We start from the raw sequence: 23241 nt of genomic DNA on the forward strand, positions 1-23241 counted from the left end.
TGCAGCGGTGGATGACTGGCGGAGTGGACGGGACTCGAACCCGCGACCCCCGGCGTGACAGGCCGGTATTCTAACCAACTGAACTACCACTCCTGGCAGGCAGCTTTTCGCTTGCATCTCTTCAACACAAGCCAAGCGCTACAACTTGGCGACCCCACGGGGATTCGAACCCCGGTACTCACCGTGAAAGGGTGATGTCCTAGGCCTCTAGACGATGGGGTCAAAACCTTGGAACTAACCGATAACAAACTTTGGTGGAGGTAAACGGGATCGAACCGATGACCTCTTGCATGCCATGCAAGCGCTCTCCCAGCTGAGCTATACCCCCACTTAATGACACCAACCACACTGTGTTTGTTGTCATCATCTGAGCCTTGAATTATAGACAGATTTTCAGCGGTTTCGCAAACGCGCTACAACTTTTTCACGTCCGACCAATTCCAGCACCGCATCCACCGACGGCGTGTGGGCCGTGCCCACGGTCAGAACCCGCGCGGGCATCGCAAGCTGGGGCATCTTCAGGCCTTGGCTGGCGAGCACCTGCTTGAACGCAGCGCTGATGGAGGCCTTGTCCCATGCGCAGGCAGACAACGCGTCGGCCAACGCATCCAGTGCGGGAGCAATGGTTTCGGTGACATGCTGGCTGCGTTCTGCATCCACGGGCGTCACTTCGCCATAGAAGACATGGGCCCAGTCGGCGAGCGCCACTGTGGTGTCGCACCGGTCCTTGAACAAGGCGCAAATCCGCGCAAGCCGTCCATCTGCCAGCGCTTCGGCCGATACCCCCCTCTGCTGCAGCTGCGGGGCTACCAGCGCGGCCAGGGCATCTTCGGCCATGGCCTTGAGGTGCTGGGCGTTGACCCAGCGCAGCTTCGCCTCATCGAATTGGGCGGCGCTGCGGCCCAGGTGGTCGAGGTTGAACCATTGCAGGAACTGCTCGCGGCTGAAGATCTCGTCGTCGCCATGGCTCCAGCCCAGGCGAGCCAGGTAGTTGACCATGGCGTCAGGCAGGTAGCCCTCGTCGCGGTACTGCGTGACAGGCTTGGCGCCGTTGCGCTTGCTCATCTTCTCGCCCTGCTCGTTCAGCACGGTCGGCAAGTGGGCGTACACCGGCGGCTCCTTGCCCAGCGCGCGGAAGATGTTGATCTGGCGCGGCGTGTTGTTCACGTGGTCATCGCCGCGGATCACATGGGTGATGTCCATGTCGATATCGTCCACCACCACGCAGAAGTTGTAGGTGGGCGTGCCGTCCGGGCGGGCAATCACGAGGTCGTCGAGTTCGTCGTTGCTGATCTCGATACGGCCCTTGACCTTGTCCTCCCAGGCCACCACTCCACCCTGCGGGTTCTTGAAGCGGAGCACGGGCAACACATCGGCGGGCACGGGCGGCAGGGTCTTGCCATCTTCAGGCCGCCAGGTGCCGTCATAACGGGGCTTCTCCTTGGCGGCCATCTGCTTTTCGCGCAAGGCGTCGAGTTCCGCCACACTCATGTAACACGGATACACATGGCCAGCGGCCTGCAGATCTGCCAGAACGGCCTTGTAGCGGTCCATGCGCTGCATCTGATAGAACGGGCCCTCGTCATGATCCAGACCCAGCCATGCCATGCCTTCGATGATCACATCCACCGCAGCCTGGCTGGAGCGCTCCAGGTCGGTGTCCTCGATACGCAGGATGAAATCGCCCCCCGTGGCCCGCGCGAACGCCCAGGGATACAGCGCCGAGCGGATGTTGCCCAGGTGAATGAAGCCCGTGGGAGACGGGGCGAAACGGGTGCGCACGCGGCCCGCGCTGGAAGCAGTGGTTTCAGTCATGTCAATAAGTTCTGGCCCTCTCGGGGCCAGCTTCAAAGTTCAATCAATCCAGAAAGCGGTAGCAAAGCCTGCCACCAGATCGCCTTTAGGGAAAAAGCGATCTGCGGCAATCAACCCCCTACACCTGGGCGTTCGGCAGCGCCAGACGGGAGGTGTCTTCCTCGCCCTCTTCCGCTCCCACACGCCCTTCGTTCAGGCTGGCGATGCCTTCGGCGGTGATGTCGCCGGTCACATAAACACCATCAAAGCAGGATGCATCAAACCCCACGATGGCGCTGTTGAGGGCGCCCACGGCCTTCTTCATGCCGTCGACATCCTGATAGATGAGTGCGTCGCAGCCAATCGCCTGGCGAATCTCCTCCACCGTGCGGCCATGGGCCACCAGTTCGCTGCTGGTGGGCATGTCAATACCGTACACGTTGGGATAACGCACCGGCGGCGCGGCGCTGGCCAGGTACACCTTGCGGGCGCCAGCGTCGCGCGCCATCTGCACGATCTCGCGGCTGGTGGTGCCACGCACGATGGAGTCATCCACCAGCAGCACATTGCGGCCCTTGAATTCGCTGCCAATCACATTGAGCTTCTGGCGCACAGACTTCTTGCGAACGCCCTGCCCCGGCATGATGAAGGTCCGGCCCACATAGCGGTTCTTGACGAAGCCCTCACGGTACGGGATGCCCAGCAGATGCGCCAGTTGCGTGGCACTGGGGCGGCTGGACTCCGGGATCGGAATGATCACGTCGATTTCATTGGGTGGCACAGTGGACACCACGCGCTTGGCCAGGGCCTCGCCCAAGTTCAAGCGGGCCTGGTACACCGAGATACCGTCGAGCACCGAGTCGGGACGCGCCAGGTACACAAATTCGAAGATGCAGGGATTGAGCTGCGGGTTTTCTGCACATTGGCGGGAATGCACCTTGCCATCGAGCGCGATGAAGATGGCTTCACCCGGATCAATGTTTCGCTCGAATACCTGCGAGGTACCCTCGAGCGCCACCGATTCGCTGCCCACCATCACGGTGCCATCCTGGCTGCGCCCCATGGCCAGCGGGCGGATACCGTGCGGGTCGCGGAAGGCCAGCAGGCCATGGCCCGCAATCAGCGCTATCACTGCATACGAGCCCTTGATGCGCTTGTGCACCGCACGCACCGCGGTGAAGACATCTTCAGGCTGCAGCGGTACACCGCGGGTGGCGCGCTCCAGTTCATGCGCGAACACGTTCAGGAGAACTTCAGAATCGCTGTCCGTGTTGGTGTGGCGGTGGTCCGTCAGGAACAGCTCTGCGCGCAACTCGCGGGCATTGGTCAGGTTGCCGTTGTGCACAAGCACGATGCCAAAGGGGGCATTGACGTAAAACGGCTGCGCCTCTTCTTCGCTGTAGGCATTGCCCGCCGTGGGATAGCGTACCTGGCCCAAACCAACGTTGCCTGGCAACGCACGCATGTTGCGGGTGCGGAACACGTCGCGCACCATGCCCTTGGCCTTGTGCATGAAAAACTTGCGGCCCTGCTGGGTCACGATGCCGGCTGCGTCCTGGCCGCGGTGCTGCAAAAGCAGCAAGGCGTCATAGATCAGCTGATTGACGGGCGCTGGGCTGACGACGCCGACGATTCCACACATAGTTGTATTCCATCCGTTTGCGGGAACAGCCCCGCGGCAATCAAGCGGCAACGGCTTCTGGCCGCCACCGCATCGCTATCAAGAAGGCAGATGCCTTCCAAATTCGTCCGGCAACGCCGGTTTCAAGCCCTTGAGCACTTCGGCCAGCACCGGAGCCCCTTGGGACTCCTGCCACCACAGGGCTTCACGCATGGGCGTAAGACCTACCACCACAGCCACGGCCAACAACACAACCACCCCACGCAATACCCCGAAGGCGGCGCCCAGCGTGCGATCTGCGGGCCGCAGGCCAATGGCATCCACCAGCTTCTTGGCCAGCCAGGTCACAAATCCGCAAGCAAACACCGACGCAACAAACACCACGACAAAACCTGCGGCATACCGCAAAGAATCTGCCGATTCGCCCATGGGCAGCAGCGCCGCCACGTCCTGGGCAAACCATTGCGCCACAAAAAAAGACACCACCCACCCCAACAAAGACAACACCTCAAACACCAGCCCGCGCCAGGCGCCTATCAGCATCGAGGCGAGCAGCACCGCGACAAAAATCCAGTCGAGTGCAGACATGGTGCAGGCAGCCCCTGGTGGTTTACAGGGTCAGGACGGAGGCTGACAGGTCCAGCGCCTTGATGCGCGCCGCAGCCTTGTCCGCTTCTGCCCGGCTGGTGAATGGCCCCACACGAACCCGCGTGCGCTTGCCATCTTTGGTGTCCACCACCTGGGTATAGGTTTTCATCCCGGAACGCTCCACCTTGGTGCGAGCCTCACGGGCCTTGTCCGCATCCGCAAAAGCTCCCACCTGCACGATGAACCGGCCGTCTTCCGCGTTGGCGGAAGCGGCGGCAGGCTCTGCCGACCGGCCCTCCAGCAGCGCACGCGCACGGGCAGCCTCGTCCGGGCGCTGCACGGGCTTGGGATCAGCAGGCGCAGTCGGCTTGGGCTCTGGTTTCGGTTCCGGTTTTGCGTCAGGCTTGGCAGGTGCGGAAGGAGCGGGCCTGGATGCAGCGGGGCGCGATCCCTGCACCAACTCTTCGCCATCCGCGAGGCCATTGCCCACCGCGCTGTGGTTGCGCTGGGGCGCGGGGCGCGGGGCGGCTGCCACTTCCTGGGAAGGTGGGGTCGAAGGCTTGGCGGCCGCAGGCGCGTCTGCCACCGGCGCGGGAACCACCAGAGGGGCCACCTTGTTCCGGTCCGGTATCTCGATGGGAATATCCACCGGAATGGGCCGAGGTTGCGTGTCAAACAGCATGGGAAAGCCGATCACCCCGACCAGCACCAGCACCGCTGCGCCGATCAGCCGATGGCGGGCCCGGCGACGCATCACCTCGATGCTCTCGGCCTGCGGGGCCCGCGGTCGCTTGGACGGCTTTTCGGCCTGCGCTTGTTCACCCTGACCGGGCCACCGAAACTTGAAAAATGCCATGGAATAACGACTCGTTCGGACCTCAGAACCTGTCTATTGGCCCAGATGTTTGGCGTGCAGGCGAGGTATTCCGTTGATCAGCACACCACCCACCGTGTAAAACGAGCCAAAGACCACGATTCTATCAGCCGGGTCTGCGGCAGCGACCGCGGCCTGCAAGGCCTCCATGGGGTCTGCATGCAGGGTGGAGGTGACGTCGCGGCGCCCGCCCGCCACCATCTGCACTGCGTTCCATTTCTGCTGCAGGACTGCGGCGGTCTCGGCGCGCGGGGTCGGCAGGCTGGTGAAGTACCAGCGGTCCACCAGCGGACCCACCTTGGCCAACATGGGGCCCAGGTCCTTGTCGGCCATGGCGCCAAAAACAGCGTGTGTCGTGGGGAAGAACCCCATGGCATCCAGATTGGCCGTGAGCGCGGCCACCGAATGCGGGTTGTGCGCAACATCCAGCACCAGCGTCGGTTGCCCGGGCACGATCTGGAACCGGCCCGGCAGTTCCACCAGGGCCAAGCCATTGCGCACGGCCTGGGCCGTGACCGGAATGCGCTCGCGCAGGGCCTCCAGCGCAGCCAGCACGCCCGAGGCATTGATCAGCTGGTTGGCACCACGCAGCGACGGGTAGGCCAGCCCCGCATAGCGGCGGCCCCGCCCTGCCCAGCTCCATTGCTGCTTGTCGCCCGAGAAGTTGAAGTCCTTCCCAAAGCGCCACAGATCGGCCCCGATTTCCAGCGCGTGGTCGATGACGCTCTGGGGCGCCATGGGGTCGCCCACGATCACCGGGCGGCCTGTACGCATGATGCCGGCCTTTTCCCGGCCAATGCTCTCGCGGTCCGGCCCGAGGAATTCGGTGTGGTCGATGTCGATGCTGGTGATGATGGCGCAGTCGGCATCAATGATGTTGGTGGCATCCAGGCGCCCGCCGAGCCCAACTTCCAGGATGGCCACGTCCAGCCGCGAATGGCTCATGAGACGCAGGATGGCCAGCGTGGTGAACTCAAAATACGTGAGGGAGACTTCATCACCATTTTGGGTTCTGGCGCTCTCCACCACCTCAAAGTGCGCTATCAAATCAGAAGCAGACACAATTTCGCCGTGTACGCGGCACCGCTCCTCAAAATGCACCAGGTGGGGCGACGTGTACACGCCCGTGCGGTAGCCCGCCTGCTGCGCCACGGCTTCCAGCATGGCGCAGGTGGACCCTTTTCCATTGGTGCCCGCCACCGTGATCACAGGGCAATCAAACCGCAGCGCCATGCGGCGTGCCACTTCGCGGACACGGTCGAGCCCCATGTCGATGTTGCGGGGATGAAGCTGCTCGCAATGGCGGAGCCAGCCTTCCAGGGTGTGGATTTTGGTATGCATACAGGGCGGGATTGTCGCCCAGCCACAAGTTCGAGGATGATGCGCGGCATGACAACCTCACACATCACGATCTACGGCATTCCGAACTGCGACACCGTCAAGAAATCCCGCGCCTGGTTCACCGCGCAGGGGCTGGATCACGCGTTCCATGATTTCAAGAAACAGGGCGTTCCTGCTGCCCGACTGCCCGACTGGATGTCCGCCGCCGGCTGGGAAAAGCTGGTCAATCGCCAGGGAACCACCTGGCGCAAGCTCGAATCTGACACACAGGCGGCCGTCCAGGACGAGGAAAGTGCCAGCACCCTGATGCAAGCCCAACCCAGCGTGATCAAACGCCCGGTGGTGGAGTGGCAGCATGGTGGCCAGACACACATCTCCGTCGGTTTTGCGCCCGATCAGTGGCAAATCTGGATGAACGAGGCTGCAGGCGCCTGAATCAAGCGCCCAGACCGGAGAAATTGCACAAATCTTTACGCAGATTTACGGCGACCAGGCCCTGAATTGACCGTGCGGGCCTAAACTTTTCTGCAGTCTGGTGCGTTATGTACCGACCCGTAAGGAGTTTCTCCATGAAAAAGATCGTCATTTTTTCCGCCATGGCTGCCATCGCCACCGTGGCCAGTGCCCAAGAGCAGGGCCGTGTGCTCTCAGCCACCCCCATCGTTCAGCAGGTTGCCACGCCCCAGCAGGTGTGTGGCAATGAAACGGTGTACAGCGGCAACCGCACCAGCGGCGCTGGCGCCGTGGTAGGGGCCATCGCAGGCGGTGCTGCCGGCAATGCCATCGGCAAGGGGAGCGGCCGTGCCGCCGCCACAGCCATTGGCCTCATCGGTGGCGCCGTGATCGGCAACCAGATCGAAGGCGGCCAGCCGCAGTACCAGAACGTGCAACGCTGCACGACCGAGACCTACTACGACAACCGCACGGTGGGCTACGACGTGGTCTATGAATACGCGGGGCGCCAGTACACCACCCGCACCCAGACCGACCCAGGCCGCTGGATTCCCTTGAGCGTGCAGCCTGCAGGTCAGACCTATTCCACGCAACCCGACCCCTACGCCTCGCAGGGCGTCTACAGCCAGCCTGGTGTGGTGACCTCGACCTACCCTCCGCAGCCCGTCTACCAGCAGCAACCCACCTATGTGACGCCCCCCGTCACGGTGATCGAGTACGGCTACGACAGCCGCCCGTATTACCCGCACCACCGCAACCCCTACTGGCGCTAAGCCGCTGGTAATTGCCATTGCAAAGAGCCCTTCGGGGCTCTTTTGCTTGGGCGATCCGCAGATGGGGGATTTTTAGTGGGACCCTGCCGACAAGGTTGCCGCCCCCCTGCCCTAAAATCGCGGGTTTCCTCCTACCTTATCCAGCGCACCCATGACCACCGAAAAAATCGACGGCGTGTCCGTCACCACCCAGGCCAATGTGTACTTTGACGGCAAGTGCGTGAGCCACGGCATCACTTTTGCCGATGGCACAAAGAAGTCGGTGGGCGTGGTGCTGCCCGCTACGCTCACCTTCAACACCGGCGCGCCTGAGATCATGGAATGCGTGGCCGGATCGTGCGAATACAAGCTGGCTGGCACCGACGCCTGGGTGAAGTCCTCGGCGGGCGAAAAATTCAGCGTGCCCGGCAACTCGAAGTTCGACATCCGTGTGACCGAGGCCTACCACTACATCTGCCATTTCGGCTGAAATTTGATTATTTTTGGCCTCTAGCGCTTATCCATAAAGCGCAAGAAGCTATCATTTTTGACAAGCATTCCATGGCAACCATCCTCCAGAACCTCCCCCTCGGCCAAAAGGTCGGCATCGCATTTTCCGGCGGCCTGGACACCAGCGCAGCCCTGCACTGGATGAAGCTCAAGGGCGCCGTGCCCTACGCCTACACCGCCAACCTGGGCCAACCCGACGAGCCCGACTACGACGCCATCCCCCGCAAGGCGATGGAATACGGTGCCGAAAAAGCCCGCCTGGTGGACTGCCGCACGCAACTGGCCCACGAAGGCATTGCCGCCCTGCAGGCCGGCGCGTTCCACATCTCCACCGGCGGCCTGACTTACTTCAATACCACGCCCCTGGGCCGCGCCGTGACCGGCACCATGCTGGTGGCCGCGATGAAGGAAGACGACGTCAACATCTGGGGCGACGGCTCGACCTTCAAAGGCAACGACATCGAGCGCTTCTACCGCTACGGTCTGCTCACCAACCCGTCGCTCAAGATCTACAAGCCCTGGCTGGACCAGCTGTTCATCGACGAGCTGGGCGGCCGTGCCGAGATGTCTGCGTTCATGACCCAGGCCGGCTTTGGCTACAAGATGAGCGCGGAGAAGGCCTACAGCACTGACAGCAACATGCTGGGCGCCACGCACGAAGCCAAGGACCTGGAGTTCCTGTCCAGCGGCATCCGCATCGTGAACCCCATCATGGGCGTGGCGTTCTGGAAGGACGAAGTCGCCGTCAAGGCCGAGGAAGTCTCGGTGCGCTTTGAAGAAGGCCAGCCCGTGGCACTGAACGGGGTGGAGTTCAACGACCCTGTGGAGCTGATCCTCGAAGCCAACCGCATCGGCGGCCGTCATGGCCTGGGCATGAGCGACCAGATCGAGAACCGCATCATCGAAGCCAAGAGCCGCGGCATCTACGAAGCCCCCGGCCTGGCGCTGCTGCACATTGCGTACGAGCGCCTGGTGACCGGCATCCACAACGAAGACACCATCGAGCAATACCGCATGAATGGCCTGAAGCTGGGCCGCCTGCTGTACCAGGGCCGCTGGTTCGACCCACAGGCCATCATGCTGCGCGAAACCGCCCAGCGCTGGGTGGCCCGCGCCGTGACCGGCACCGTGACGCTGGAACTGCGCCGCGGCAATGACTATTCGCTGCTCAACACCGAATCGCCCAACCTGACCTATGCGCCCGAGCGCCTGTCGATGGAAAAGGTGGAAGACGCGCCGTTCAGCCCGCTGGACCGCATTGGCCAGCTGACCATGCGCAACCTGGACATCTCGGACACGCGCGACAAGCTGGGCGTGTACTCGCGCGCCGGACTGCTGTCACTGGGTGGCAACGCGGCACTGGCGCAGCTGGGCGACGACGGCAGCAAAAAATAGGGAAAAATGCCTCTAGCGCTTTATTGACAAGCGCTACAAGCTATTAAAAACAGAGCAACCGCCCCGCCCTCCGGCCGGGCGGTTTTTTTGTCGCCCAGAAAAACCGGCTCCACTGCACCACCCCCTCACTGGGGAACAAAAAAGAAATCCTGCAGCTCCTGCCGATTCTGTACGCCCAGCCGCGTGTAGATCTGCCGGCGGTGGTAGGTCGCGGTATTCGCGCTGATGCCCATGCGGGCCGCGATCTGATCCTCCGGGAGGCCGCGAACCAGCCAGTAGGCCAATTCATGCTGGCGTTGCGGGAGGCCAAGCGTGCGCAGCGCGGGCAGAAGCCGGGCCACACGCGGAGCCCGCTGGGTGATATGGAGGCTGATCGCGTGCCCTTGGCCCGTTGCAGCGGTCATCTGCGTGGCGCGCAGCAAAAACCAGCCACTTGCATTGTGCAATTCCAACTGCGGCACCGCCGGTGCCGGACCGCCGTGGACCAGCCGCTGCGCGGATTGCAGACGCTGCAGCAGCGTGTGCAGCGCAGGGGGGAGTTCAGTGCGGCGGTACCAGCGCGGTCCAAAGGCCAGCGCCATCAGCTGATCGGCCTGCGGCGAGGTCCACAGCAACTGCCCCCCTGGGGTGGTGATGAGCACGGCGCTGTCGTGCAGCACGCTGTCTTCGGTATCCATTTCGCCAAGCTGCAAGGTCCGCGCCAACCAGGGCTCCAGCCGTCCGAGCATGGCCACGTCCTCGGGGGCAAAACGCGCTGCCCCGGGCCGCCGGTACAACTTGAGCGCACCCACACCCTGACCCTGCGGCGTGCGCAGCACCAGGCTCAGGCAGTCCAGCAATTCAGCGGGCCGCAGCACCAGGTTGTAGAAATCGCTGCGCATGAATTGCGCCATGGGCACCTTCAAAAGCTCCTCCATCACCTGAGTCCCATGGTCGCCGCGCACGGCGGCAGCGAAATCGTGCGCGCTGCGGCGTATCACCTGTTGTTCGGTGGCCATGAGCTGCGGGTCGAAATAGGTGTGCATGCACCCGCGTGCGATGGAAGGCTCGATGTACGCATCCAGCCCCCCATCCGTGCCAGGATAGAAATACCCGCCGGTATCAAAGTCAATGATGCGGTGCAGTTCGTGCAACACGGGCTCGATGAGCAGGGGCCCGTTGAGATCCAGGCAGGCCATTTGCTGCAGTCGCGCAATGGCTTGCTGGTGGGTGCGGGGAAGGGGCATGAAGGGTGGTGGTGGGGCTGTGTGGGCGGGAACGCGGCATCAGCAACCTACCACACCGTCTGGCGGTTAGCCCCACCCCGAGGGGTGGGGCGGCGACCCGCAGCGATTTCTACACTGGCTGCCAGGCTTCGCAAGGCGATCTCAACCGCTGGACAGCCCTTGCACTCACCTCCCGCGTGACGCAGTCAATTCCCCGGCCACACCCATGAATCGCCCCTTAACAGCATCGCCCGGCACCTCCTCTCATTCTGATTCACGCCAGTGCCCACACACCAGCAGCGGTGGACATATCAAAAACCATAGCAACTAACGCTTAAAACAAGCGCTACCGGTCAATTCAATGAAAAAACAGCTCATCACCGCCCTGCTCGCCATCGCCGCGTGCACCGGGGCGCAGGCCGCCACATTCACGGTGGATACCACCGCGGACCTGAATGACGCCACCGCAGGCGACGGCATTTGTGGCACCGGCGCTGCGGGCACCTGCTCGCTGCGTGCCGCCATCCAGGAGGCAAATGTCCTGCCGGGCGCCGACACCATCTCGCTGCCTTCAGGCCACTACACGCTGACGCGCTTGCCCCTCGCCGGCAACGTCCTCGGCATTGCCAGCGACATCACCATCAACGGAATGGGGGTCAGTGCGGGCGCCACCGTCATCGACGGCAATGGCGACCGCATCGTTCTCCAGATCACCGGAAGTCCCACCGTCCACCTTCACAACCTTGCCATCGTGGGCGGCACGGGCCATGGCTCCGTGTTCGGTGGCGGCATCTACATCGGGGGTGGAACGACGACACTCTCTCAAGTCGTTGTTGGGGGCAACAATGCAGCGGGATCTGTTACCCAGCAAGGCGGCGGCATCTATGTCTACGAGTTCGCCACTCTGAACCTGATCGACAGTGAAGTCTCGGGCAACACCGCCGTCAACGGAGGAGGAGGTATCTCGGTGCGCGTTCTGTCCACCGCAAACATCACTCGCAGCACCGTCCGGGGAAATTCCCTGACGAATCCGGGGGCCACCGGTGGCGGGGTGGACGCCAGGGGCACGCTGGACCTCGTCAACTCGACAATCTCAGGCAATGCGGCAGCAGGCGGAGGCGGCGGCCTTTCGGTAGGGGGCGGCGGCACAGCAAACATCAGCTTCACCACCATTGCCAACAACACTTCAGGTGTCAACGGTGGGCAACTGCAGGTCTTCGGCGCCACCGCCCACATCGGTGGCAGCATCGTCGCCAATCCCTCGGCAGGTCTCAATTGCCGCCTCCAGGCCGGGGCCCTCACATCCGATGGCTACAACCTCGACAGCGGCACGGCCTGCGGCTTTGGCGCCGCCGGCGACATCGCCAGCGCCGACCCTTTGCTGGGGCCACTGACTTACGCAAGCCCCCTACCCACCCAGACCCATGCACTGCAGGCGGGCAGTCCGGCGGTCAACGCAGGCCCTATCGGCGGTTCGCTACCTGCCACCGACGAGCGCGGCGCGGCGCGGGTGCAGATGGGTCGGGCCGACATCGGCGCGTATGAATCCGCCCTGGGCGCACCGCCCGGGCCCGGAAACGTGCAGGCCGTGCCGGTGGACAACCCCATTGCCCTGGTCTTGACCGCCCTGGGCCTGCTGGGCTGGGCACGGCACAGAAAGCTCAACCCGAAGACGTGACCGTTTCGGAGCACCGAAGCGCGCGTGGAGTGAATTTCCTCCAGGTGTTTCAGATCATTTTGGGCCCTAGCGCTTGCTAAATAAGCGCAACAAGCTATCAAAAATATAGCAAATTTAATTAGAATCAGGGCCTACACCACCACCGGCTCCGGCTCCAGCCGGATGCCAAAGCGTTCGTACACGCTGGTCTGGATGGCCTTGGCCAGCGTCATGACCTCGCCCCCAGTCACGCTGTCGCCGCCCCGCCCCCGGTTGACCAGCACCAGGGCCTGTTTTTCGTACACCCCGGCCTTGCCGATGGATTTGCCCTTCCAGCCGCAGGCATCGATCAGCCAGCCCGCCGCCAGCTTGATGCTGCCGTCCGGCATGGGGTAGTGCACGATCTTGGGCTCGCGCGCGATGATGTCGGCACACTGGTCGGGCGACACCGTGGGATTCTTGAAGAAGCTGCCCGCGTTGCCCACCACGGCGGGGTCGGGCAGCTTGGCACGGCGGATGTCGCAAATCCAGTCAAAGATCTGCTGGGCGCTGGGGTGCTCCACGCCCGCCTCGGCGCGGCGGCGCTCCAGGTCGAGGTAGCCCAGCACGGGCTTCCAGGGTTTGGGCAGCCGAAAGCGCACATGGGTGATCACCGCCCGCCCTGCCAGCCCCATGCCGCGCGGCAATCCGCTGCCGTCCAGCGATTCGGAGGGCGCATGCTTGAAGACGGAATCGCGGTAACCAAAGCCACATTGCGCGGCATCCAGGCTGAACGGCTGGCCGGTGGCCAGATCGACGGCATCGAGCGACTCAAAACGGTCCTGCAGCTCCACGCCATAGGCACCAATGTTCTGCACGGGCGAGGCCCCCACGGTGCCGGGGATCAGCGCCAGGTTCTCCAGCCCCGGGAACCCGTGCGCCAGCGTCCAGGCCACCGCGTCGTGCCAGACCTCGCCCGCACCCGCCTCCACGATCCAGGCCTTGGGGGTTTCCTCGACCAGCCGCAGGCCCTTGATTTCCATCTTGAGCACCAGGGGCTTCACGTCGCCGGTCAGGATGATGTTGCTGCCGCCGCCCAGCACGAACTTGGGTGCCGGAGCCAGCTCGCCATCGGCCAGAACGGCCTGCAGATCCGACACGGAGCGCACACGCACCAGGGTTTGGGCGCGCGCGGCAATGCCAAAGGTGTTCCAGGGCTGCAAAGGGGCGTTTTTCTCGACTACCATTGGCCCGATTGTCGCACTCAGCCTTTCGGGCCCCTGCGATTTGCACCTGTTTTCCCTGAGATTGAGAGCCACCATGCCATCTTTTGACACCGTCTGCGAAGCCAACCTGGTTGAAGTGAAAAACGCCGTCGAAAACACCGCCAAAGAAATCGGCACCCGTTTCGACTTCAAGGGCACTTCGGCCAGCATCGAGATCAAGGACAAAGACATCACGTTGATTGGCGACGCCGACTTCCAGCTCACCCAAATCGAGGACGTGCTGCGCAACAAACTCACCAAGCGCAACGTGGACGTGCGTTTTCTGGACATGGGCGATGTGCAGAAAATGGGCGGCGACAAGGTCAAGCAGGTCATCAAGGTGCGCAACGGCATCGAGAGCGAGCTGGCCAAGAAGATCCAGAAGCTCATGAAGGAGAGCAAGCTCAAGGTGCAGGCAGCCATTCAGGAAGACAAGGTACGTATCACCGGCGCCAAGCGCGACGACCTGCAGGCCGCCATGGCGCTCATCCGCAAGGATGTGACCGATGTACCCCTGTCGTTCGACAATTTCCGCGATTGACGATGAAGCAACCCCTGAGTCGCCTTTGGCGCCTTCCCCCTCTCCTTCGGGAGGGGGACGCCACCCGTGGCCTGGCAAAGTCAGTTCCACGGTGGCACTGGCTTGGGCCACGCCGGTTTCAGGGGATACGGGCGGTGCGTAGCGCAATGGGTGCCAACTCTGTTCTCGCATGGGTGCTGGCCGCTCTGTGTCTGGCTCCGTCCTGGGCCAGCGCCCAGGCGGTCGCGCTGGCAGGCATGCTGGGCAGCAAGGCCCTGCTGGTGGTGGACGCCAACCCACCGCGTGCCTTGGGTGCGGGCGACGAATACAAAGGCGTGAAGGTCCTCGCCATCACGGCGGATGAAGCCACCGTCGAAGTCAAAGGTGCGCGGCGCGTGCTGCGGCTGGGCGAGGCCCCAGTGAGCGTTGGCGCCCGGGGGGAAGCGGCAAGCGTGTCGTGCTGATGGCCGACAACCGGGGACATTTCATCAACAGCGGCACCATCAACGGGCGTGTCATGCAGTACATGGTGGACACCGGTGCATCCACCGTGGCCATCGGGCGCCAGGACGCCGAGCGCATGGGGCTCAACTACCAGAACGGCCAGCCCGTGCGCATGAACACGGCCAATGGTGTGGCGCAAGGGTGGCGCATGAAGCTCGACTCGGTGCGCATCGGTGATGTTGAGGTGTTCGGGGTCGAGGCCATCATCACCCCGCAGCCCATGCCTTATGTGCTGCTGGGCAACAGCTTTCTGACCGAGTTCCAGATGACCCGCATCAACGACCAGATGGTGCTGGAAAAGCGCAATTAACTGCGCCTGGCCCACACGCACTGCCTGCCATGTCTGCCCACCACTCCACCGGCACCCCACACCACGCCGAAGGCGAATACGAGGACTTGCTGGGCCTGTGGTCGGACCTGGAATCGGCGCTGTCGGTGCTGCTGTCCCGGCCGCTGCAGGTGCAGGACTTCGCTGCCAAGGTGCGCCAGTTCGATGGCTGGCTGCAGGACCTGGTGGCGCACGATATCGACGCGGCGCTGTACCTCATGTTCCAGCTGGCGTCCACGTCCACCGTGGGCTACAGCGCCTCCCACGCGCTGGTGTGCGGCACCCTGTGCCACATCATGGCGCACGAGCTGCATGTGCCACCCCGGGAACGCGACAGCCTGGTGCGTGCGGCCTTGACCATGAACATCGGCATGACCGCCCTGCAGGACGAGCTGGCCGAACAACGCGAACGCCCCACGCCCGCCCAGCAGGAGGCCATCAAGAGCCATCCGGAAGAAAGCATGATGCTGCTGGAGCGCCTGTTCATCAACGACACACTCTGGCTGGACGTGGTGGGGCAGCACCATGCCACCGTGGCCGACCGTGTGCCACTGGCCAACCAGGAGCCTGAAGACCGTCTCACACGCATCCTGGGCACCATCGACCGTTACGCAGCCATGATCAGCCCGCGCAAATCCCGCGCGGGCCGCAGCGCCACCGACTCGGTGCGCGCCATCGTCGGGCAGGAGATCGATCAGCACGACGAGGTGAGCTACACCCTGGTGCGTTCCATTGGCCTGTGCCCGCCTGGCACCTTTGTGAAGCTGGACAACGGCGAAACCGCCATCGTGCTGCGCCGCAGCGAAAAGGCCAACCACCCCCTGGTCGCCAGCCTGCTGGACCGTACCGGTACCCACCATGCGCAACCCAGCCTGTACCAGACGGCCACGGGAAAACCGCGCATCCAGTCCGCTTTGGCCCGCTCGGCCGTGAGCCTGGAACTCAACCACCGCACCATGGTGCGACTGGGGCTGTATGCCGCCCAGCACAGCGCCGGGCTCCGCGGGCTGATTTCCGGACCGGGTTCACTGTAGAAGCCCGCAGACGGAACGTGCCCCGCAGGCAACGCGCCGCGGCGCTGCCCGCCCCCGGTCCAGGCCGCTACTTTGCCGGCTTGCCTTTGCCCCCAGCGTCCGGCTTGGCCTTCTTGCTGCCCAGGCGCGACTCCTTGCCTTCGATGAGGCGCTGGATGTTCTGCTTGTGGCGCCAGGCCAGCAGCATGCCCATCACGATTATGGAGGCCGCAATCGTGCCCTCGGCATACCACACCACCCCATCCACCAACAGGTAATACACCGGCGCGAAGGCGGCAGCCACCAGCGAAGCGAGGGACGAATACCGGAAGAAAAACGCGATGATGAGCCAGGTGGCAGCCGTGGCAAGTCCCAGCCAGACGCTGATGCCCAGCAGCACGCCCAGCGCGGTAGCCACGCCCTTACCCCCCTCGAAACGGAAGAATACGGGCCACAGGTGACCCAGAAATGCCGCCAGCCCCACCATCGCCACGGTGCCGTCTTCCAGCCCATAAGGGTGGCCAAACCACATCACCAGCGCAACGGGCAGCCAGCCCTTCACGGCATCCAGCAGCAACGTCACGATGGCCGCAGCCTTGGATCCCGAGCGCAACACATTGGTGGCGCCGGGGTTCTTGCTGCCGTAGGTGCGCGGATCGCTCAGGCCCATCACACGCGTCACGATGACGGCGAATGACAGCGAGCCCAGTAAATAGGCTGCCACGGCGGCAAGGATGGGGTACACGGCGGTCAAAGCAACTCCTCAATATCAGGGGACGGCGGACGGTCTGCCGTGACGGCCTATTCTGCCAGCGCGCAGTGCACAGGTTTGGCACCCAGCAACTGCACACATACCTGCGGATCGATTTGCACCAAAAATCCCCGCCGGCCGCCGTTGATGGCAATCTGCGGCAGCGCGAGGATGGACTCTTCGATGTATACCGGCATCGCGCGCCGTGTGCCAAACGGCGATGTGCCACCCACCAGATAGCCGCTGTGGCGGTTGGCCACCTCGGGGGCGCAAGGCTCTACCGACTTGGCGCCAATCTGTCGAGCGAGATTCTTGGTAGAGACTTTGCGGTTGCCATGCATCAGCACCAGCAAGGGCTTGGCATCTTGGTCCTGCATGACCAGGGTCTTGACGACGGTGAAGGGGTCGAGGCCCAGCACCTCGGCGCTGTGCAGAGCACCACCATGCTCCAGGTATTCGTAGGGGTGCTCGGTGAACGCCACCTTGTTCGCCTTGAGCAACTGGGTGGCTTGGGTCTCGGAGACGTGTTCTTTCTTGGCCATGGTGCGATCCGGATAGGGGGTGAATGGTATCCACTCGCGAGACCCGATCGCCTAGGAGGCCGACCAGAATCACGGATGTTTGGTGACCCGCCCCACGGTGGTCTTGCGCCGCCCTACCTTGCGCTTGCCATACTGTTCGATAGCAGTCACCAGCGCCTGTGTGAACTGCTGCACCAGCGCCGACGGCGCCCGCCCCTCCACGGCCAGCACCTGCAGGCGCCGCTGCTGCAACTGCGCCTCGTCAAACGGCCGGGCCGCCAGCAGGCCCGCCTCCACCCAGCGCGCCGCCGTGAGGTAGCTGGCCAGCGCCACATCCTGCCCATCCAGAAGCGGCAGCAGTGCGGAGGAAAAATTGCTTTCCACCGCCGGTACGTAACGCAGCCCCTGCACCGCACAGCTCAGGTCAAACAATTGCCTGCCCGTGATGCCAGTAGCGCCCAGGAGCAGCGGGTAGCGCACCACATCGGCCACACTCACACTGCGTTGGCGGGCCAGCGGGTGCTGCGCGGGCATGATGGCGTAGATGGGAGCAATGGCCGAGTGCAGCACCTGCAAGCCCTTTTCGGGCGCCACGCTGTACTTCAGCGCCAGATCGACGTCTCCGCGCTGCACCAGGGCCGACACTTCCTGCGGCACGTCCACCAGCAACTGCAGCTGCACCTGGGGGTGCATCTGCCGAAACGTGCTCATCACCAGCGGCATGAAGCTCGCTGCAAACCCTTCGGTGCAGGCCACCCGCACGCGCAAGGCCTCCTGGGCCAACAGCCCTTGCAATTGCTCCACCAGCTCCGTGGCCTGCGCGTCGTGTGCCGTGGCATGGGCGAGCAGCCGGGTGCCCGCTTCGGTCAGCGCCATACCACGGGCTTGCCGCTCGAACAGCACCACGCCCAGGCTGTCTTCCAGCTTCCCAAGCTGGCGGCTCACAGCCGATGCGGCCACGTGCAGGCGCTGCGCCGCCTGGTTGACGGAGCCGGTGCGCGCCACCTCCAGGAAGTAGCGCAAGGGCAGGCTGAGCAGGGAAACGGGCATGGTGCACCTTGAACAAAAAGGCAACGGTCAGTTGCCAAATCTCTATCCAAAGCAATGGTAAACCGGCTCCCATCTTGCAGGGTTTAAGGCTCCAATTCACCCATGGCAGCGCGTGCCAGCGGTCGCCTTTGCGCCGGAGCCGCCACCACCCCACGCCTCAACCTCTGGAGCCTGCATGAAAAGCCTTGTCCGAGTCTCTTTGCTGTCTGCCGTCCTGGCCACCTTCGCCGGCGCCAGCACTCCCATCCTTGCCCAGACGGCTGCGCCCGCCGAGGCGTGGCCCGAGCGCGCGGTGCGCCTGGTGGTGCCCTTCCCACCCGGCGGCGGCACCGACGCCGTCGCCCGTGCGCTGGGCCAGAAGCTGTCCACCCGACTGGGCAAGCCCGTGGTCATCGACAACAAGCCCGGCGCCTCCACCATCATCGGCACGGACATCGTGGTGAAGGCCGAACCCGACGGCTACACCCTGCTGGTGTCCGGCTCGACCAGTTACACCGTCAACGCCGCGCTGCGCCCCAAACTGCCCTACGACCCGCTGAAAGACCTGGCCCCCGTGGCCATCATCGCGCGTGCGCCGCTGGTGGTGGTGGTCAGTGCCGCCTCGCCCCACAAGGACCTGGCCTCGCTGCTGGCTGCGGCCAAGGCTGCACCCAAAACCGTCAACTACGCCACGTTCGGCTCGGGCTCGGCCCCGCACCTGGTGGGCGCGCTGCTGGAGCAGGCCGCGGGCGTGCGCCTGCAGGACGTGCCCTACCGGGGCAGCGCACAGGCGATGATGGGGCTGATCGGCGGGGAGATCCAGATGGCCATCGACACCGTGGCCAGCGCCGCACCCCATGTGCGTTCGGGCAAGCTGCGCGCACTGGCCATCGCGGGCAACGAGCGCGCCCGCGCCCTGCCGTCGATTCCCACTGTGCGGGAGCTGAAGCTGCCGGACGCAGCCTTTGACGGCTGGTACGCCGTGGCAGCCCCTGCGCGCACGCCCGCGCCCATCGTGGACAAACTGATGAAGGAAGTAGAGGCCGCCATGCGCGATGTCCAGCTGCAGGACCAGATTCGAGCCCAGGGCATGGAGCCCGTGTTTGTGGGCCCCAAGGCCATGCACGCCGCCATGGACAACGAGATCGGCCGCTACCGCGCGCTGGCCCACCGCGCACAGATCGTGGCGGAGTGAACCCCGCAAGGAGCCCATGATGAACCGAGAACAACTGATCCAGAACGTCCACCGCTACTTCGACGATGGCCGCTTTGCCAGCGACCTGCGTCGCCGCGTGGCCTGGCGCACCGAAAGCGATACAGGACAGGTCCCCCCCACGCTGCGCGCCTACCTGACCGATGAAATCGTGCCTTGGCTGGAGCCACTGGGTTTCGACTGCCAGGTGCTCCAAAACACCGACCCCAAAGGAGGCCCGCTGCTGCTGGCACGCCGGGTGGAAGACCCCGCCTTGCCCACCGTGATGACCTATGGCCATGGCGATGTGGTCAACGGCCAGGACAGCGCCTGGCGCGAAGACCTGTCGCCCTGGGAGCTGACCATCGAAGGCGAACGCTGGTATGGCCGTGGCACCGCCGACAACAAGGGCCAGCACACCGTCAGCCTTGCGGCGCTGGCACACACGCTGGAGGCCCGCCAGGGCCGCCTGGGCTACAACGTCACGCTGCTCATGGAGATGGGCGAAGAGGCCGGCTCTCCCGGCCTGGGCGCCTTCTGCGAACAGCACCGCGAGGCCCTGAAGGCCGATCTGTTTGTGGCCAGCGACGGCCCCCGTGTGAGCGCGGCGCGCCCCACCCTCTTCCTGGGCTCGCGCGGCGCCATCAATTTCTCGCTCACGGTACGCAGCCGCGACAAGGCCTACCACTCGGGCAACTGGGGCGGCGTGCTCGCCAACCCTGCCACCGTGCTCACACACGCCCTGGCCACCCTGGTCGATGCCAAGGGCCGCATTCTGGTCAAGGGATTGCTGCCACCTTCCGTGCCCAACAAGCTGCGCACAGCCCTGGAAGACGTGGCCATTGGCACCGGTGCCGATGACCCTGCGCTCACCCCCGGCTGGGGCGAACCCGGCCTCACGCCTGCGGAGCAGCTGGTGGGCTGGAACACGCTGGAAGTGCTGGCACTGGGCTCGGGCAATGCGCAGCGGCCGGTCAATGCCATTCCCTCCCAGGCGGCGGCACATTGCCAATTGCGCTTCGTGGTGGGCACCAATTGGAAGAACGTGAAAACCACGCTGCGCGAGCACCTGGACACGCACGGTTTCAGTCAGGTGGAGATCTCCATCGGCATGGAGTGCGGTGCCACTCGGCTGGACCTGCACAACCCGTGGGTGGACTGGACCCTGGCGTCCCTGCAAGCCAGCGCGGGCCAGCCAGCCACACTGTTGCCCAACCTGGCGGGCTCCCTGCCGAACGACATCTTTGCAGACCAGCTCGGCCTGCCCACACTGTGGGTGCCGCACTCGTACCCGGCCTGCGCGCAGCATGCGCCCAACGAACATTTGCTGGCCTCCGTGGCGCGCGAAGGCCTGGCCGTGATGGCCGGGCTGTTCTGGGACCTGGGTGAAACCAACGGCGTGCCGTGGAAGGAAGGCGCGCTGAGCACGACCACCAGCGCCTGAAAATGACGCGGCCCGGCCAGTGCCCCCGCGCAAGGGCCGCCCCGCCGCGCTGGGGGCGTCCCCCCGGGGGGATGGCGCGAAGCGACTCAGGGGGGCTTCACAATGCCGGGTCGCGCAGCTCCCAGCGGATGGCATCGATCGCCTGCAGCACCTCTGGCGACAGCGTGGTGCCCCATGCGGCCAGGTCTTCATCGAGCTGCGCCACCGACGTCACACCGATGATGGTGCTGGCAACCTGCCACTTGGTGTAGCAGAACGCCAGTGCCATCTGCGTGGGCGTCATGCCGTTGGCGCGGGCCAGGGCGTTGTAGCGGCGCGAGGCCGTGAGCGCCTCGGGCCGACCCCAGCGCTGCTTGCGCACGGATTCATACGTGGAAATGCGTGCGCCCTGGGGAGCGGAAGGGCCGGTGATGCCACTTTCGTCGTACTTGCCCGTCAGCAGGCCAAAGCCCAGCGGCGAGTAGGCCAGCAGCGACACGTCCAGCCGGTGGCAGGTTTCATCCAGGCCGTTTTCCCACGTGCGGTTGATCAGGCAATACGGGTTCTGCACGGTGGCCACGCGGGGCAAGCCATGCTGCTCGGCCAGGCGCACAAATTCGTGCACGCCGTAGGGCGTCTCGTTCGACAGGCCGATGTACCGCACCTTGCCCGCCTTCACCAGCCCGGCCAGCGCTTCCAGCTGCTCGTGGATCGGGGTGGTGGAGGTTTCCTTGGAAGGGTCGTAATACAGATTGCCGAAAGCGGGCACATGGCGCTCAGGCCAGTGGATCTGATAGAGATCGATCACGTCGGTCTGCAGGCGGCGCAGGCTGCCTTCGCAAGAGGCGACGATGTCCTTGGCCGACATGCCCTTGTTCTCACGCACCCAGGGCATGCCGCGCGAGGGGCCTGCCACCTTCGTGGCCACCACAAGCTTCTGGCGGGCGCCGGGGTTCTTGGCAAACCAATTGCCGATGATGGTTTCCGTGGCGCCAAAGGTTTCTGCCTTGGCGGGCACCGAATACATCTCGGCGGTGTCGATGAAGTTCACGCCCCGCTCCAGCGAACGGCTCAGGATGGCATGCGAATCGGCTTCATTGACCTGTTCACCAAACGTCATGGTGCCCAGGCAGATGGGGGTGACAAGCAGGTCACTCTGACCCAAGGGGACTTTGTTCATGCGGTAGAAGCTCCAGAAGACGAAAAAAGCGGAAAAAATGGACCACACACCCTGCAGCCGCATGAAGAGAAGACACGCAGCGCAGGCAGCTGCAGCCAGTGCGGCAACAAGCCCGGACGGCGATGGTACAAGCGAACGCCAAAGCTTGCCCGAGGCCCGCCAAGTGGCCCCGACAGCGCAGCCGCCTAGGCGACAGCACTCGCTGCGCGGCCCGCACCACCGACGTAACATTGGCGCCACCGCGCCGGGCACCCACCGGGCTTTGCAAAAATGCCGCCCTGCGGCGAACTGGCGGTCCCCTGCCTTGTACCCACCCGTCCCTCCGCACCACCGCCGCATGTACGAACCCCTCCAACCCTCCCGCAGCAGCACGCTGGCGCTGCGCCACCTGAATTACCACATGCGCCACTGGGGCCCCGAGCAGAGCGACCTGCCCACGCTGGTGCTGCTGCATGGCTGGATGGACGTCAGCGCCTCCTACCAATTCACGGTGGACGCACTGCGGCAGCAGCGGCGCATCATCGCGCCGGACTGGCGCGGCTTCGGGCTCACGTCCAGCGCGCAGGCCGACCATTACTTCTTTGCCGACTACCTGGCCGACCTGGACCTGCTGCTGGACCACTACGCCCCCGGTCAGGCCATCGACCTGGTGGGACACAGCATGGGCGGCAACGTGGCCATGATGTATGCCGGGGTGCGACCCGAGCGCGTGCGCAAGCTGGTCAACCTGGAAGGCTTTGGCCTGCCCGCCACGCGGGCCGCGCAGGCGCCCACGCGTTATGCGCAGTGGATTGACGAGATCAAGCAGCTGCACCAGGGCAGCAAGGATCTGAAGACCTACGACAGCGCCGACGGCGTGGCACGCCGCCTCATGAAGACCAATCCCCGCTTGTCCGAGGACAAGGCCCAATGGCTGGCCCAGCACTGGGCGCGGCCCAACGCGCAAGGCCTGTGGGAGATCCTGGGCGACCCAGCCCACAAGATCACGAGCGCACAGCTGTTTCGGGTGGACGAAGCCCTGGCCCTTTACGAACGCATTTCAGCCCCCGTGCTGGCCGTAGAAGCCAGCGGCGACAGCCTGGGCCAATGGTGGAGCGGCCGGTACACCCTGGACGAATACCACCAGCGCCTGACCCACGTGCGCACCTGCCGCACCGCTGTCGTGGCAGACGCGGGCCACATGCTGCACCACGACCAGCCCGAGCAGGTGGCGCAGCTCATGGAACAGTTCCTGAACGAAGCGTGAACCAGATTTGAATAAAAATGGCCGCCAGCGCTTATCCATCAAGCGTTGGCAGCTATCAAATTTGAATAATCACATCCGCAGCGTCCCCAATGAGCAGAGC

At 64.2% G+C, this 23241-nt stretch carries 21 protein-coding genes, 3 tRNA genes and 1 pseudogene; 11 read left to right on the forward strand and 14 right to left on the reverse strand.

The genetic code is table 11. From position 1 onward, the window contains the following. Nucleotides 1-16 precede the first annotated feature (16 nt). The 8 genes from ARADN35_RS0121265 to folC all read right to left on the reverse strand — a co-directional run bounded on the left by ARADN35_RS0121265 (nt 17) and on the right by folC (nt 6218). Nucleotides 17-93: transfer RNA gene (locus ARADN35_RS0121265), tRNA-Asp, on the reverse strand. Nucleotides 94-146: 53 nt separating this feature from the next. Beyond that, nucleotides 147-222 (reverse strand) — tRNA-Glu (locus ARADN35_RS0121270). A 30-nt stretch (nt 223-252) separates the two neighbouring features. Beyond that, nucleotides 253-328 (reverse strand) — tRNA-Ala (locus ARADN35_RS0121275). Nucleotides 329-393: 65 nt separating this feature from the next. Beyond that, on the reverse strand, nt 394-1815 hold the full coding sequence (gltX, locus tag ARADN35_RS0121280; protein WP_010465783.1) for a glutamate--tRNA ligase: 1422 nt from the start codon (nt 1813-1815) through the stop codon (nt 394-396). Nucleotides 1816-1933: 118 nt separating this feature from the next. Continuing rightward, on the reverse strand, nt 1934-3436 hold the full coding sequence (gene purF / locus ARADN35_RS0121285) for an amidophosphoribosyltransferase (RefSeq protein WP_010465786.1): 1503 nt from the start codon (nt 3434-3436) through the stop codon (nt 1934-1936). Nucleotides 3437-3514: 78 nt separating this feature from the next. Beyond that, nucleotides 3515-4003, reverse strand: a complete 489-nt coding sequence (locus tag ARADN35_RS0121290) for a CvpA family protein (protein ID WP_010465788.1) — start codon at nt 4001-4003, stop codon at nt 3515-3517. A gap of 22 nt (nt 4004-4025) precedes the next feature. Next, nucleotides 4026-4859 carry an SPOR domain-containing protein gene (locus tag ARADN35_RS0121295; RefSeq protein ID WP_010465790.1) on the reverse strand — a complete coding sequence of 278 codons (834 nt, stop codon included), beginning with the start codon at nt 4857-4859 and terminating at the stop codon, nt 4026-4028. A 33-nt stretch (nt 4860-4892) separates the two neighbouring features. Further along, the gene (folC, locus tag ARADN35_RS0121300; RefSeq protein WP_010465792.1) at nt 4893-6218 is read right to left on the reverse strand and encodes a bifunctional tetrahydrofolate synthase/dihydrofolate synthase; all 1326 of its coding nucleotides are present in this window, start codon (nt 6216-6218) and stop codon (nt 4893-4895) included. Nucleotides 6219-6266: 48 nt separating this feature from the next. On the opposite strand from folC, the gene ARADN35_RS0121305 reads away from it, so the two are divergent. The 4 genes from ARADN35_RS0121305 to argG all read left to right on the forward strand — a co-directional run bounded on the left by ARADN35_RS0121305 (nt 6267) and on the right by argG (nt 9328). Continuing rightward, nucleotides 6267-6653 carry an arsenate reductase gene (locus tag ARADN35_RS0121305; RefSeq protein ID WP_035198395.1) on the forward strand — a complete coding sequence of 129 codons (387 nt, stop codon included), beginning with the start codon at nt 6267-6269 and terminating at the stop codon, nt 6651-6653. A gap of 134 nt (nt 6654-6787) precedes the next feature. Beyond that, complete coding sequence (locus ARADN35_RS0121310; protein WP_010465796.1) at nt 6788-7444, forward strand: glycine zipper 2TM domain-containing protein; 657 nt, start codon at nt 6788-6790, stop codon at nt 7442-7444. Nucleotides 7445-7595: 151 nt separating this feature from the next. Then, nucleotides 7596-7913: a pyrimidine/purine nucleoside phosphorylase gene (gene ppnP / locus ARADN35_RS0121315; protein ID WP_010465797.1), complete on the forward strand. Its 318-nt coding sequence runs from the start codon at nt 7596-7598 to the stop codon at nt 7911-7913. A gap of 71 nt (nt 7914-7984) precedes the next feature. Beyond that, nucleotides 7985-9328, forward strand: a complete 1344-nt coding sequence (gene argG, locus ARADN35_RS0121320; protein ID WP_010465799.1) for an argininosuccinate synthase — start codon at nt 7985-7987, stop codon at nt 9326-9328. A 125-nt stretch (nt 9329-9453) separates the two neighbouring features. On the opposite strand, the gene ARADN35_RS0121325 is transcribed toward argG, so the two are convergent. Continuing rightward, on the reverse strand, nt 9454-10554 hold the full coding sequence (locus ARADN35_RS0121325) for a helix-turn-helix transcriptional regulator (protein ID WP_010465801.1): 1101 nt from the start codon (nt 10552-10554) through the stop codon (nt 9454-9456). Nucleotides 10555-10894: 340 nt separating this feature from the next. Here ARADN35_RS0121325 and ARADN35_RS0121330 point away from each other — a divergent pair, with 340 nt between their 5' ends. After that, on the forward strand, nt 10895-12211 hold the full coding sequence (locus ARADN35_RS0121330) for a CSLREA domain-containing protein (RefSeq protein ID WP_010465803.1): 1317 nt from the start codon (nt 10895-10897) through the stop codon (nt 12209-12211). Nucleotides 12212-12342: 131 nt separating this feature from the next. Here ARADN35_RS0121330 and murB read toward each other — a convergent pair whose 3' ends face one another. Then, entirely contained in the window at nt 12343-13416 is a 1074-nt protein-coding gene (gene murB, locus ARADN35_RS0121335; RefSeq protein WP_010465806.1) for a UDP-N-acetylmuramate dehydrogenase, read from the reverse strand. Between the two features lie 73 nt (nt 13417-13489). On the opposite strand from murB, the gene ARADN35_RS0121340 reads away from it, so the two are divergent. From ARADN35_RS0121340 to ARADN35_RS0121350, 3 genes and pseudogenes are all read left to right on the forward strand, one after another. After that, complete coding sequence (locus ARADN35_RS0121340; RefSeq protein ID WP_008906652.1) at nt 13490-13975, forward strand: YajQ family cyclic di-GMP-binding protein; 486 nt, start codon at nt 13490-13492, stop codon at nt 13973-13975. Nucleotides 13976-14121: 146 nt separating this feature from the next. Beyond that, nucleotides 14122-14768 (forward strand): annotated as a pseudogene (locus tag ARADN35_RS26685) (retropepsin-like aspartic protease family protein). A 29-nt stretch (nt 14769-14797) separates the two neighbouring features. Further along, nucleotides 14798-15820: an HD-GYP domain-containing protein gene (locus tag ARADN35_RS0121350; protein WP_010465811.1), complete on the forward strand. Its 1023-nt coding sequence runs from the start codon at nt 14798-14800 to the stop codon at nt 15818-15820. Between the two features lie 67 nt (nt 15821-15887). Here the strand turns inward: ARADN35_RS0121350 and plsY are convergent, their stop codons facing one another. The 3 genes from plsY to ARADN35_RS0121365 all read right to left on the reverse strand — a co-directional run bounded on the left by plsY (nt 15888) and on the right by ARADN35_RS0121365 (nt 18121). After that, nucleotides 15888-16553, reverse strand: coding sequence for a glycerol-3-phosphate 1-O-acyltransferase PlsY (gene plsY, locus ARADN35_RS0121355; protein ID WP_010465813.1), 666 nt, complete (start codon nt 16551-16553; stop codon nt 15888-15890). A 47-nt stretch (nt 16554-16600) separates the two neighbouring features. Further along, complete coding sequence (locus tag ARADN35_RS0121360) at nt 16601-17092, reverse strand: aminoacyl-tRNA deacylase (protein WP_010465814.1); 492 nt, start codon at nt 17090-17092, stop codon at nt 16601-16603. Nucleotides 17093-17161: 69 nt separating this feature from the next. Continuing rightward, nucleotides 17162-18121, reverse strand: a complete 960-nt coding sequence (locus tag ARADN35_RS0121365; RefSeq protein ID WP_010465815.1) for a LysR family transcriptional regulator — start codon at nt 18119-18121, stop codon at nt 17162-17164. A gap of 175 nt (nt 18122-18296) precedes the next feature. Here ARADN35_RS0121365 and ARADN35_RS0121370 point away from each other — a divergent pair, with 175 nt between their 5' ends. Both ARADN35_RS0121370 and ARADN35_RS0121375 read left to right on the forward strand, forming a co-directional pair. Then, nucleotides 18297-19295, forward strand: a complete 999-nt coding sequence (locus ARADN35_RS0121370) for a Bug family tripartite tricarboxylate transporter substrate binding protein (protein ID WP_029414271.1) — start codon at nt 18297-18299, stop codon at nt 19293-19295. A 19-nt stretch (nt 19296-19314) separates the two neighbouring features. Continuing rightward, nucleotides 19315-20736, forward strand: coding sequence for a M20 family metallopeptidase (locus ARADN35_RS0121375; protein ID WP_010465817.1), 1422 nt, complete (start codon nt 19315-19317; stop codon nt 20734-20736). A 97-nt stretch (nt 20737-20833) separates the two neighbouring features. Here the strand turns inward: ARADN35_RS0121375 and ARADN35_RS0121380 are convergent, their stop codons facing one another. Then, nucleotides 20834-21895, reverse strand: a complete 1062-nt coding sequence (locus ARADN35_RS0121380; RefSeq protein ID WP_010465818.1) for an aldo/keto reductase — start codon at nt 21893-21895, stop codon at nt 20834-20836. A 337-nt stretch (nt 21896-22232) separates the two neighbouring features. On the opposite strand from ARADN35_RS0121380, the gene ARADN35_RS0121385 reads away from it, so the two are divergent. After that, entirely contained in the window at nt 22233-23141 is a 909-nt protein-coding gene (locus ARADN35_RS0121385) for an alpha/beta fold hydrolase (RefSeq protein WP_010465819.1), read from the forward strand. The last annotated feature ends 100 nt before the right edge of the window (nt 23142-23241 follow it).

The sequence above is a fragment of the Acidovorax radicis N35 genome (genome assembly GCF_000204195.1).
In the GTDB taxonomy this organism is placed as follows: domain Bacteria; phylum Pseudomonadota; class Gammaproteobacteria; order Burkholderiales; family Burkholderiaceae_C; genus Acidovorax; species Acidovorax radicis.